Annotated in this window: 11 protein-coding genes and 1 riboswitch; of the genes, 7 read left to right on the top strand and 4 right to left on the bottom strand. The window is 68.1% G+C overall.

From position 1 onward, the window contains the following. Positions 1-1,011 carry a hypothetical protein gene (locus ACQPYH_RS24205; protein WP_432875478.1) on the top strand — a complete coding sequence of 337 codons (1,011 nt, stop codon included), beginning with the start codon at positions 1-3 and terminating at the stop codon, positions 1,009-1,011. Here ACQPYH_RS24205 and ACQPYH_RS24200 read toward each other — a convergent pair. Together ACQPYH_RS24200 and ACQPYH_RS24195 are read right to left on the bottom strand one after the other, a co-directional pair. Next, positions 1,005-1,394: a hypothetical protein gene (locus tag ACQPYH_RS24200; protein ID WP_432875476.1), complete on the bottom strand. Its 390-nt coding sequence runs from the start codon at positions 1,392-1,394 to the stop codon at positions 1,005-1,007. The two genes, ACQPYH_RS24205 and ACQPYH_RS24200, sit on opposite strands and share 7 nt — an antisense overlap. Further along, entirely contained in the window at positions 1,394-3,679 is a 2,286-nt protein-coding gene (locus ACQPYH_RS24195; protein WP_432875473.1) for a CehA/McbA family metallohydrolase, read from the bottom strand. The genes ACQPYH_RS24200 and ACQPYH_RS24195 overlap by 1 nt, the downstream gene beginning before the upstream one ends. Positions 3,680-3,788: 109 nt before the next feature. Further along, positions 3,789-3,935: riboswitch (cobalamin riboswitch) on the top strand. Positions 3,936-3,975: 40 nt separating this feature from the next. On the opposite strand from ACQPYH_RS24195, the gene ACQPYH_RS24190 reads away from it, so the two are divergent. The 3 genes from ACQPYH_RS24190 (at position 3,976) to ACQPYH_RS24180 (ending at position 5,728) form a co-directional block, all read left to right on the top strand. Next, positions 3,976-4,191 (top strand): CbtB domain-containing protein, encoded by a 216-nt coding sequence (locus tag ACQPYH_RS24190; RefSeq protein ID WP_238159688.1) that lies wholly within the window; start codon positions 3,976-3,978, stop codon positions 4,189-4,191. A 17-nt stretch (positions 4,192-4,208) separates the two neighbouring features. Beyond that, positions 4,209-5,066, top strand: coding sequence for a CbtA family protein (locus tag ACQPYH_RS24185; RefSeq protein WP_432875470.1), 858 nt, complete (start codon positions 4,209-4,211; stop codon positions 5,064-5,066). 68 nt (positions 5,067-5,134) lie between these two features. Further along, positions 5,135-5,728: a (2Fe-2S)-binding protein gene (locus ACQPYH_RS24180; RefSeq protein ID WP_432875467.1), complete on the top strand. Its 594-nt coding sequence runs from the start codon at positions 5,135-5,137 to the stop codon at positions 5,726-5,728. Here the strand turns inward: ACQPYH_RS24180 and ACQPYH_RS24175 are convergent. Beyond that, complete coding sequence (locus ACQPYH_RS24175; RefSeq protein ID WP_432875465.1) at positions 5,720-6,316, bottom strand: TetR/AcrR family transcriptional regulator; 597 nt, start codon at positions 6,314-6,316, stop codon at positions 5,720-5,722. The genes ACQPYH_RS24180 and ACQPYH_RS24175 overlap by 9 nt on opposite strands. A gap of 77 nt (positions 6,317-6,393) precedes the next feature. Between ACQPYH_RS24175 and ACQPYH_RS24170 the strand changes: the two genes are divergently transcribed. Genes ACQPYH_RS24170 through ACQPYH_RS24160 form a run of 3 tightly spaced genes read left to right on the top strand, consistent with a single transcriptional unit; the run spans position 6,394 to position 9,155 of the window. Then, a complete protein-coding gene (locus ACQPYH_RS24170; RefSeq protein WP_432875463.1) occupies positions 6,394-7,476 on the top strand; it encodes an ABC transporter permease in 1,083 nt (360 codons plus the stop codon). Between the two features lie 38 nt (positions 7,477-7,514). Next, on the top strand, positions 7,515-8,255 hold the full coding sequence (locus ACQPYH_RS24165) for an alpha/beta fold hydrolase (RefSeq protein ID WP_432875460.1): 741 nt from the start codon (positions 7,515-7,517) through the stop codon (positions 8,253-8,255). 9 nt (positions 8,256-8,264) lie between these two features. Continuing rightward, the gene (locus tag ACQPYH_RS24160) at positions 8,265-9,155 is read left to right on the top strand and encodes a GTP-binding protein LepA (protein WP_432875458.1); all 891 of its coding nucleotides are present in this window, start codon (positions 8,265-8,267) and stop codon (positions 9,153-9,155) included. Here the strand turns inward: ACQPYH_RS24160 and ACQPYH_RS24155 are convergent. Beyond that, the gene (locus ACQPYH_RS24155; protein ID WP_432875456.1) at positions 9,152-11,905 is read right to left on the bottom strand and encodes an ATP-binding protein; all 2,754 of its coding nucleotides are present in this window, start codon (positions 11,903-11,905) and stop codon (positions 9,152-9,154) included. The two genes, ACQPYH_RS24160 and ACQPYH_RS24155, sit on opposite strands and share 4 nt — an antisense overlap. Between the last annotated feature and the right edge of the window lie 6 nt (positions 11,906-11,911).

The raw sequence follows: 11,911 nt of genomic DNA, 5'->3' as shown, positions 1-11,911 counted from the left end.
ATGCTGAGAATTCTTCCTGTACTGCTGGTTGCCACGATGTTGACCGCAGCTGTCGTGCCAGCGGAGGCGTCGACCACGGCCGCGTCCGATCCGGCCCGCGCCCAGGTTCGCGGCATCGTCGAGAACGTCGCCGGTGCCACCGGCAAGAGGTACGGCGTGAAGGACGACGCCGGTCATGTGATGGACACGGTGAAGGTCATCCAGGACTCGACCGGTGGCTACCTCGCGGTCTCGCACCACATGGCGAGCGACGGGCACTTCCGGGTCAACCTCGCGACGTCGACGGATCTGCTCAACTGGCACTGGGTTCGAGAGCTTGCCGGGAGCAACACCGGCCCCGCGTCGCAGCCGACGATCGTCCAGGCGTCGAACGGCGGGTTCGTGCTCGCGTGGGAGCAGGAGCAGCCCGGCGGCGGCAACAACCATCTAGCCTTCCGGTACTTCGCCAATCGCGCGGATCTCCTGGCCGGCAACGTCAGCCGCGCGTACGACGCACCGCGCCGGCTCTCGTCGTGCGCAGAAGGCACCCCGAACATCTACAGCGTCACGCTGTCACCCGACATCGATCACTCGACGATCGACATCGGCGGCCACTACTGGTGGAACTGCGACCGCGACCGGCAGCAGCGCGGCACGCTCACCAACTTCAACTCGTGGTCCACGTCCGCCCAGCCGAACTTCGACAACGCACTGCTCTACTGGGGTGTCAACGGCAACATCGGGGACCGCGACAACACGACGTTCCAGGGCTACCGCTTCGGGCTGATCGAGGGCCAGTACACCAAGGGCGACTTCGGCTCGTGGCGCACGTTCGTCTACGACTACCAGACCGGCAACGCGGACCGCACGACGATCCAGACCAACGGCGGCAGTACTGCGTTCGCCAATCCCACCATCACGAACTTGAAAGCTCCGAACGGCCAGCCGGCCTTCGTGGTGACGCTGTTCATCCCCAGCGAAGGCGCGGCGGCCGGCGAGTCCGGCGAACTGATCTATTACAAGACCTACTGACTGCGGAGAAGCAGATGCATCGCACTGTGGTTGGCGAGACCGCCGAGCGCGCCTAGCGCCCGGAAGTTGAGGGTCACGTCCACGACGGTGGGGGAGTCGAAGCGGACCCGGATCGCTCCCTCCTGGCGTGGTTCGCCGGTGAGGTCGTGCGGTGGCAGGTCGAGTTCGACGCCAGGGACCGGGTCGCTCTCGATGACGAGCTGCCCGGTGACGTAGCCGTCGTTGACGATCGTCATATCAATCGGATGCCAATGACCCGGAGCGACCGGCTCCACCCGGGTCGCGGTCCGGGCGACGTTCACGCGGGCCTCCGGGTTGATCGTGACGGAGATCGGCGCCTTGGTGTCGACCGGGCCGCAGCAGCCGGCGGGTTCGCCGTACATCAGTCCACCTCGGATTCGTCGCGACGGGTCACGTAGGCGGCCTGCGCGGCGTCGTACGCCTCGCGTGCCTCGGCTCGTTCGGTCTCGCGGATGAAGCCGGACTTCGCCTTCCAGAGCGCGTCGACCGAGTCGTGCAACCACTGCGCGCTCCGCCGGGACGCGCGGATCGGCTGACCCGCGAGCTCGACGAAGATCGGCTGGGTGTGCACGCTGCGCAGGATCCGCAGCGCCACCCAGGACGAACGCTCCAGCGGTACGTCGAACTCGATCGCCTGCTCGTTGCCGTCAGCAACCAGCTCCTGCGACCCGACCGGCACGCCGTTGACGAGCACCTCGACCAGCACGTTGCGGGTCCGGCCGATCCTCGAGCGTTCGAGATGCCAGCCGACCGGAGCGCTGTACGCCGGTTGCCCCGCGGCCGGCAGCGCCGGCGGATCCTCGGGCAACCACGCCGCGACCGTCGCGCTGACCCGGACCGGTCCCGCGGCGTCCGCCGTCTGCTCGCGGCTCGTGTCGCCGTCGATCGCGAAGTCGTAGACGTGACTGCGGCCGTCGCCGAAGTACGACGCCCTGTCCTTCAGTCCGCCGAGCCACGATTCCAGCGCCTGCGGGCCTTGTGGCGGCTCGGGCAGTTGGACGTAGGTGCGCCCGACGCCCGGGCCGTCGTCGTAGATGCAGGGGTAGTCGGTCTCCCCGAGCATCAGCGTGCGGTAGCCGACGTTCAGCAGGTGGTACCAGATGTTCAGCTCCGAGGCGGGATCGAACTCGGCGCCGCACTGGAAGTCGGCCGCACCGAGCGGTACGTCGACGATGATCTCGTTCGAGCCGATCGACTGGAAGCCCGGAATCACGTAGTTCGGCAGCTCACTCGTGCTGACCGAGAGGCCGAGTCCGCAGTGCGCGTAGCCGACCATCGCGTTCTGCGCGTGACCCCAGCGCATGACCGGCAGGTTGTACGACGGCCAGTCCTCGATGATCTTCGTACCGGGATAGTCCTGGTCGGTCAGCCCGAGCAGGATCACGTGACCGGAGTGGCTCGACGGGAAGCCCGACACCTCGAGGTCGTACCGGAGCAGGCTCTGGCCGTCGTGGTCGGTGTCCTGCGGATCCCAGTTCATGCCCTGCGCCTGCTGCATCGCCGGCCACTCGAGCTCGGCGCGCGGGCTGATCGACGAGCCGCTGAAGAACTGCTTCTGGTGGTAGTAACACGGTCCCCAGGTGAGCACGCTGCCCATCCACAGTCCCTCGCCGCGGACGTGCCGGATCATCGTCTCCGGGTTCACTCCCTCGGACGGCACGCTGTAGTGCGAGCAGCCGCCGGCGTGGATATGCGGATCGCCCGAGTAGTAGCCGTGCCGGGCCGGATCGGCCCAGCGATCGAGCTCGATCGTGACCGCGTCGTCGTCGGGCGTGAGATCGACCTCCACGCGGACCTCGCGGTACTCCGGTCCGCGGCGGGCCGAGATCTCGTACTGACCGCTGGGGAGCGTGATGACCTCGCCGGTCGCGCGGTAGACGTGTTCGTGGAAGAACATGTCGGGCGCGAGCCGCATCCCCTTCGACGGGTAGGAGCGCCGTTGGGAGTCGCGAACGGTGAGCGCCGCAACGCAACTGCTCCCGTCGGGCTCGCGGATGTCGAACCGGATGTCGCGCGCAGGCAGGCAGTCGAACTCGTACGACGCCTGGTACGGGCGATTCTCGGCCCCCATCCGCCGCCAGGCCTTCGCCATCGGCGGTCTGGTGTAGCTGTGCTCGGCCTCCTCGACGGCCAGGACGAACCCCAGCTCGCCGCTCTGGCTGCCGCCGTCGCGGCTGTAGAGGCTGATCACCTTGTACTCGACGTCCAGGCCCGAGATGTCGGTCGGCCCGGCCAGCTTCACCTCCAGCCAGCTGCTCTTGATCCTCGGAACGATCGTCAGCGTGTCCGCCATCGCGATTCGCGCGGCGTGGCTGTGGTAGTCGACTGTGTTGAGCACATGGTTCGACTGTGCGGCGAGATCGCCGACCAGCCGGTGCGGGTTGTCGATCCGGACCAGGAAGCTGCGCCAGCCGTGTTGGACGAGGCGCGGCGGCGCGGCGCCCGGCGTACTGATCGGCAGTCCTTGCTCGTCGATGGAGACGTCGACGAGGACAAACGGACGGAGCAGGTCCTCAACTGCGGCGGAGGACTGGGTGTCGTCGGCCAGCTTGGCCAACTGACTGGCAAGGTCGTCGGGTAGTGGTTCACCGATATCGCGGAGTTTCTCAACAGCTCGGGTGGCAGAAGCATGCAGCGGCTGGAACACGGGGCCTCCTCGGGGTGCACCGGCCTCCGAGCTTAACGGCCCGACCACGAGTGACCGGAATGGTTTTCCACAGGCAACCCGTGTGACGGGAGTGATGTGAGCAACCCGCAATTGACGTGCCCGGACGGCGTCCGTACTCTCGCAACGTAGTGACGGCGCAAGGAAGCCGATGAGATTTCGGCACGGTCGCGCCACTGTGAACCGTTCGCCTCGTGCGAGCGGTGAGTCAGATACTTCGCCGTCACGACGCTCCATTGGATGAGGGACGCACGATCCCCTAGAAGGAGGCTCTACTCGTGAGCAATCTGTCTGCTCCCACCTCGGTTTCCACGCCGGTCGTCGTACCGGTCTCGCGGGCTGTGATGTGGCTGGTCGGCACCGCGATCGTCGCGTTCGCGCTCTACTACTTCATCGGCGTCGATCAGGGTGCGTACTCGATCTTCGGCAAGGACATGCACATCCACGAGTTCGTGCACGACGCGCGGCACTTCCTCGGCTTCCCCTGTCACTGATCTGACTGACAACTGACATGGAAAGAAAACTGATCCTGCGCGGCGCACTCGCCGGCGCAGTGGCCGGGCTGATCGCGTTCGTCTTCGCGCGGATCTTCGCCGAGCCCCAGATCCAAGCTGCTATCGACTACGAGAGCGGTCGCGACGCCGCGCAGCACGAGCTGGACCACGCGGCCGGGTTGCCGGTCGAGCATGCGGGTCACGAGATCTTCAGCCGGACGTTGCAGGCGAATCTCGGAGCCGGTGTCGGCATCGTGCTGTTCGGTGTGGCGATGGGCGCGCTGTTCGCGGTCGCCTACGCGATCTGCCTGGGCCGGGTCGGCAAGCTGCGCCCGCGCAACCTGGCGATGCTGGTCGCGCTCGGCGGGTTCGTCGCGGTGTACTTCGTGCCGTTCCTGAAGTACCCGGCCAACCCGCCGTCGATCGGGCACGAGGACACGATCCACGACCGGGGCAATCTGTACCTCGCGATGGTGGCCTGCTCGATCGTGCTGCTGATCGGCGCGGTCCTGCTCGGCAAGCGTCTCCAACCACGCTTCGGCAACTGGAACGCGACACTCCTCGCGGTCGCGGCGTACGTCGCGATCATCGGCGTACTGATGGCCGTGCTGCCCTCGGTGGGTCAGCTGGCGGCGAATGTCGAGGAGTTCGGGCGGCACGCGACCGAGACACCTCTGCCGCTGACCGATGACAAGGGCACCATCGTCTTCCCAGGCTTCGACGCGGACCGGCTGTACGCGTTCCGCCTCTACTCGGTCGGCGCGCAGGTGCTGTTGTGGGGCGCCATCGGCCTGATCTTCGGTCCACTCGCGGAGCGCCTGCTCCAGCCGCGCAAGTCCAGTACCAAACAGGCGGAGCCGGTCGCGAACGCATGATGCTCGGCCCGTTCTTCGAACACGAACAACACCCCTCGGGTACGGCGCCGGCCGCACCGTGGCGGAGCATGTCGGAGCTGCTCGACGACCCCGCCGTACTCGAGGACCGGGTGATGACGACCCGCGCCTATCTAGCGGCCGCGGGCGGTCAGGAGCCCGAAGCCGTCGAGGTCCGAGTAGCGGCATCGATCACCCACCTCGGACTGGTCGCGCGCCTGGTCTCACCCGCTTTGGCCGCTGCGGTCCTGGGCGACGGCGTCCCGCCCCTCGACCTGAACAGCGTCCATTGGCAACCAGTCCTAGGCGGAGCCTTTCCTCTGTCCCTCGCTCCGCCAAGCAAGTCCCGCGACCTGGCCACCGAGTTCTTCGAAGGCCCCGTCCCAGCTCTGGCCACGATCACACAGCGTTTCGGAGTCTCTGACCACATCCTCCGGGGCAACGTGGCCTCCGCCGTCAATGGCGCATCCGTTGCCCTCAGCAACGCAGCACCCCAGCTAGCAGACCAAGCCGGCAGAACGGCCGCGCAGCTCCTCGCACACCCAACCCTGCACGACATCCACACCACCACCGACGGCTTCCGCCGCCGCAGTTGCTGCCTCATCTACCGAGCCGCTCCCAACCACGCCGGCGCCCTCTGCGGCGACTGCGTCCTCTCAGCCTGAAGGTGGCCACAGCGCCCGCAGCGCCTCCGGGACGTCGGCGACAGCGTCGGGTCCGAGGAGCGCGAGCTGCTGGATGTAGCCGACCAGAATGGCGATCGTCACGGACGCCAGTGACTCCGCGGACGGGCCGGCCGGCAACGTGTTCGTCCGCTGGTAGTGAGCGACGACTTCGGCCAGCTCGGACCGGAGCCCGGTAAGCACCTCGTTGAACGCCGCCCCGATCCGGGGATCACGCAGCGCCTCGGTCCAGGCCTGTACGCCGATACCGGCGAGCCCGTTCTCCCGGTGCTTGGCCTGGATGGTCTCGACCGCCGCGGCGAGTGCGGCGCCGAAGGATCCGTCGGCACGTTCCTCCGTGACGGCGCGCATCATCGCGCCGATCTGCCGGATGTTGTCCTCCACGATCGCGACGACCACCTCGTCCTTGCCGGCGAAGTAGCGGTAGACCGCGCCGGAGGACAGGCCGGCCTCCGCGAACAGGTCGTGCATTGACGTCGCGTGGAACCCGTTGCGCGCGAAGGCTCGGCGGGCGGCGTCGAGGATGTACTCCCGCCGGGCGTCGCGATACCTCTCCGATGTTCTCGGCATGAGCAGGAGTATAGTCGAAAGAGAACGATCGTTGTCGTTTAGTGAGAGCATCTAACTCAAGTCCGAAAGGCGCAGAAGTGCCCAAGAATCCGCTCGTTCACCACCCGCCGTGGCGCCAGCTGCTGATCCTGTCGGTGATCGCACCGCTGATCGTCGGTCTCGCGGTCCTGGCGTTCACCTGGCCGGCGTCCCGGACCGAGGCCCGCAGCCTCCCGGTGGGCGTGGTGGGCACCGGGGTGGCCGCGCAGAAGGCAGCCGAAGGCCTGACCAATGCCCGGCCAGGCGCCTTCGACCTGCACCTGTATGCCAGCGACGCCGAAGCCCGGTCGGCCATCGAGCACCGCGAGGTGTACGGCGCGTTCGAGGTGAGCAGCCGCCGCATCGTCTTTCTGACCGCCAGCGCGGCCAGCCCGGCCGTTGCCCAGTTGCTGACGTCGGCCGCGGGGGCGATGGCAGGTCAGCTCTCGTCGACCACCCAACCAGTGGCGGCCTCGGTGGTACAGGATGTGGTTCCGACGTCGAGCGACGATCCGCGCGGCTCGACCTTCGCCGCCGCGATGACGCCGCTCGTGCTCGGCGGAGTGATCCTCGCCGTGATGGTCGCCGTACTGGTCGGCTTCAAGCCCGCCGTGCGAGAGATCGTGGCTCTGGCGGTGGTCTCGTGCATGGCCGGCGCGTGTGTGCATCTGGTGGCGCAGGACTACATCGGCGCGTTGCCGGGGAATCGGATCGGGACCTGGGCTTCGCTATCGCTGATGCTGTTCGCGATCAGTAGCTTCGTGGCCGGCATGGCCGCGCTGCTGGGCCCGGGCGGCGTTGCAGTCGGCGGCATCCTCATGGTCTTCGTCGGGAATCCGTTCGCGGGAGTGAGCTCGGCGCCCGAGCTGATGCCGTCGGTGGTCGGTCAGTTGGGGCAGCTGATGCCGCCGGGCGCAGGTGCGAACCTGCTCCGCAGCGCCGCCTACTTCAACGGACACGGCGCCGCGCAGCACGCCGTCGTACTCGGTGTGTGGAGTGTCGTCGGGATCGCCGCGATCCTCGAAGGTCATCGCCGGGTGGCGCATCGTCACAACGCCCGGCACAGCAACGACCTGCTCGCGGACAGCCCGCTGTACGAGGCGTTGAGCGATGTCACAGCTGAGAGCGGTGTCCGGACCTAGAGGCAAGTGGGCGATCTTCGACCGAACAGGAGAGATTCATGAGCAGTGACATCAGTGACAACAGGGGCACGGGCCAGCCGACCATCGTGCTGGTCCACGGTGCCTGGGCGGACGCGTCGAGCTGGTCTGGCGTCATCGATCGGCTGCACGGCGACGGGTACACGGTGCGGGCGATCCCGAACCCGTTGCGTTCGCTGCCGGGCAACGCCGCCTCCGTGCGGGCTTTCCTCGAGACGTTGTCCGGCCCCGTCGTCCTGGTCGGTCACTCGTACGGCGGTGTGGTGATCACCAACGCGGCCACCGGGCTCGCGAACGTCAAGGCACTCGTCTACGTCGACGCGTTCGCGCTCGACGAGGGCGAGACGGCGCTCGAGGCCGCCGGGGCCGACTCCGCCCTGTCGAACCCGGATCCCACGCAAGTGTTCGACTTCGTTCCGGCCGGTCCGCCGACGCCGACCACGGATCTCTACCTGAAGAAGCCGACCGTCTTCACGTGGTTCGCGACCGGCCTGAACGACGACGACAAAGCGAAGATCTACGCGACCCAGCGACCGGCTGCGTTCGGCGGCCTGGCCGACAAGTCCGGTACCCCGGCCTGGAGGACGATTCCGTCCTGGTACCTGATCGGCACCGGCGACCAGATCATCCCGCCGGACGTGCAGCGGGCGATGGCCAAGCGGGCCGGCTCCGACGTCACGGAGTTCGACGAAGGACACCTCGGCCTGATCAGCGATCCCGAGACGACCACGCGGGTCATCGAACAGGCCGCCCGCAGCTAGGTGGATTTTGTGACCGACTTGACTGTCCAGTCGACCCGGAGCCCGATCCGTAGGCGCTCTTCGCGGAGCGGGCTCCGGCAGTTCGTCGAGGCGTTCGCCGAAGAGCATCCGCCGTTGCTGCTGGAGTCGGCGGACCTGACGATCAAGGATCCCGACGGCGTACGACGTCGGTACGGCGCCGTGTTCAACTACCTGACCCGCGTCGAGTTCGAGGTCGAGCGCAACGTGCTCGAGCTTCGGGCATTGATGCCTGACGCAACGGAAACCGACAGGTTCTTCTACGAGGACGTGTGGTCGCCGCAGGAGCTGCAGCACGGCGTACTGCTCGATGCGGTCCAGCACCGGATCGGGATGACGGCGGCGCCGAGCGAGCTGTCGCGGGTGAGTGTCCCGATCAAGCTGGCCGGGCTGCTCTCACATCTGCCCGGCGTGCTCGGTGTCATCCGCCTGCTCTACTACTTGACGGGCGCGGCGACCGAGCGGTCAGCGGTGATCGCGTACTCGCGGCTGGTGGACGGACTGCGCACGATGGGCGAGCACGCGATCGCGTCGACGGTCGTCGCGCCGATCAGGCGGCAGGAGCCGGGGCACTTCGCGTTCTACCGCAAGTCGGCCGAGTCGCTGGTGCGGGACGAAGGTCTCCGCGACTGGCAGCTCCACCTCGCGCGGATCCTGCGCCGGCGGTCGTTCGAGCTCGTCGGCGTCAACAACCGCCGCCAGCGCGCCGACTTCGGTGACGTCGCGCGTGCGCTCGACTTCGACCGCGATCTCGTGGACGTCGTACGGCAGATGAGCCTGGTCGAGCGCGAGCTGCTCTGGGCACAGCACCAAGGAATGAAGATCCCCGGCTACATCCTCGCCGCGTTGCAGGAAGCAATCGAGCTGAGCAGGGCGCGCTAGGCCGAGCTGGCCGCGCCCGGTGGCAGGACCGTGTGGATCTCCCGTCGGGAGTTGATGCCGAGCTTCTGGTACACCTTCCGCAGGTGCCAGTCGATCGTGTGCGGGCTGAGGAAGAGCTCGGCGCCGATCTCGGGATTTGTCATCCCGGCGGCGGCCAGATGGGCGATCTGTGCTTCCTGCGGCGTCAGCGCAGACTCGACCCTTCGGGTTTGGACGTGCGCGCCGACGGCATCCAGTCCGAGTCGGGCCCGGTGCTCGAACGCCTCGGCTCCCATCCGGTCGAACATCTCGTGGGCGGCGCTCAGTTGTACCCGCGCGTCGGCGGGACGGTTGCGGCCGGCCAGCCATTCGCCGTACAGGAGCCGGGCGCGAGCGCGCATCACGCGGACCTCGGTCTTGTCGAGGCGATCGATCGCCTCCTGGTACGACGGCTCGGCAGCGACCCCGTCCGTGACGACGGCACGCATACACGCCAACGTGCCCAGCGCCCACGGGGTACCGCTGGGCTGGGTCAACTCGATGAGTCGCTGGATCGCGTCGGTCGCGCTTGCTCGCCGACCGGTGCGTACGGCGGCCTCGATGAGCTCGACGAGCGACCAGGTCGATAGCCCCAGCTCCTGCGGGTGCGCACAGCCTTGCTCGGCCGCGGCGTACGCCTCCTCGAAGCGACCCAGGCCGTTGTAGAGAACAGCGGCCGCCCATTGCGTTGCCGTCAGCACCTTGCCTTCACCGCGCAGCGCTCTGGCCTGGGTCACCGCCTCGATCGCGTGCCGCGTCGCCGCCTCGCGACCGCGCCACGGCTCGATCACCAGAGCGCCGTACTGCGCGAGGAACCGGCTGCCGGTCGCTGCGCCGATGGTCATCGCTTCGGCGGCCAACGAGTCGGCGCCGACGATGTCTCCGGCGAATACGCGATTCGACAAGCGCAGGAGCAGCGCGGACGGAAGCACCGAGAGCGCCCCGGCCTCGCGGGCAAGGTCGACCAAGCGGGCCGACAGCACGGTCCAGCTGTCGAACTCCCACGCGTCGTGCGCCATCCGGGATGCCAGCGGCAACCAGCCCAGACCTTCCCGCGGAGTGATGCTCTCGTTCTCGAACGCGACGAGCGCCTGCTTCAACAGCGGTACGCCGGCGGAGTACCCGCGGGCGATGACGGCAGCGACTCCGTTCAGCAGCAGGTCGGTGCGCCCCGGATCCGGCGTGGGCGGCGTGATCAGGACGGCCTCGGCGATGTCCTCGACCCCTCCGGTCTCTACGCGGCCGGCGGTCAGCGCGGCATACATCGCGTCGCGATAGGTCTCGTGGGCAACCTTCGCGTCGACCGGCTCGAGCCGCTTCGCCGCGTCGAGCAGCAACGGCAGCGACGCGCTAGGGCTCCTGGAGGCGAACGAGATCCGGCCGCGCAGCAGCTCGGAATGCGCCAGCTCGAGTTCACCGAGACGGCTGAGCTCGGCCGTGTCCAGCAACTCCAGCGCGGTGTCGAAAGCGCCGGCTTGGTACTTCGCTTGCGCGGCCGCGAAGGCTCTGGCGCCGCGACGATCCGGATCCGGAGTGAGCTCGGCGGCCCGTTCCAGGAAGGCTGCGGTCGCGGCGATCCCGCCGCGTGCCTGGGCCCGATCGGCCGACCGCTCCAACTCGGCGGCGACGTCCTCGTCGGGCCCGACGGCGGCGTGCGCGAGGTGCCAGGCGCGACGGTCGGGATCGGTTCCGGCGTCTGTCGCTTCAGCCAGTGCTTGGTGTGCCTTCCGGCGGTTCGTCAGCGGAGCGCGGTAGTACACAGCCGAGCGCACCAGCGGATGGCGGAACCGGACTCGCGCGCCGATCGTGATCAGGCCCGCAGCTTCCGCGGGCGATGCGGCAGCGAGGAGGCCGATCCCCGAGCCCTCGGCCGCACGCCACAGCAACAGCACATCGCCGACAGGCTCGGCGGCAGCGATGAGGAGCAGGCGCTGAGTCATTTCGGGGAGCGACTCGAGGCGGCGCAAGAAGCCCTCCTCGAGCTGGCTCGCGAGCGACCGGCGATCCTGGGCGCCGAAACCGACGGGCATCTCGCCGGTGGTGAGTCCGTGCGGCAATTCCAGGATGGCGAGCGGGTTGCCGCGCGTCTCCGCGACGATCTGGTCGCGGACGCGCTCGTCGACGCGTCCCGGCGTGACCGAATCCAGCAGCGCCCGCGAGTCCCGGTCGTTCAGTCCGACGATCGGGAGTTCCTGCAGCCCGGCCAGGTCGTTCTCGGCGGCCGTTCCGCGGGTCCCGAAGAACAGGCCGACCTGCTCCGCGAGCAGACGCCGTGCGACGAAGGCAATCGTCTGTGCGGAGGCTCGATCCAGCCACTGGGCGTCGTCGATGAGGCAGAGGAGTGGCTTCTCCTCGGCGACCGCGGCGAGCAGGGTGAGTACGGCGAGGCCGACGAGAAAGCGGTCCGGCGGCGTACCGGAGCTCAGGCCGAAAGCGGTCCGGAGAGCATCACGCTGAGGCTCCGGCAGCTCGTCGGCACGATCGAGGAACGGGGAGCAGAGCTGATGCAATCCGCCGAACGCCAGCTCCATCTCCGACTCGACACCGGCGGCCCGCACGATCCGGCAGCCGACCGCATGCGCCGCCACGTAGTCCAGCAGCGCGGTCTTGCCGATGCCGGCCTCGCCACGGAGAACGAGTACAGCGCTTCGGCCGGCGCGCAGTGCGGCGATCTGCTGGTCCAGCGCTGTGCATTCGCTCCGTCGGCCGTACAGGATCTGACTCGGATCCACCGGGAG

It is taken from the genome of Kribbella sp. CA-245084, from assembly GCF_050942355.1.
In the GTDB taxonomy this organism is placed as follows: Bacteria; Actinomycetota; Actinomycetes; order Propionibacteriales; family Kribbellaceae; genus Kribbella.
Note: the sequence above shows the minus strand (reverse complement) of the source record. Positions and strands in the feature narration are given on the sequence as shown.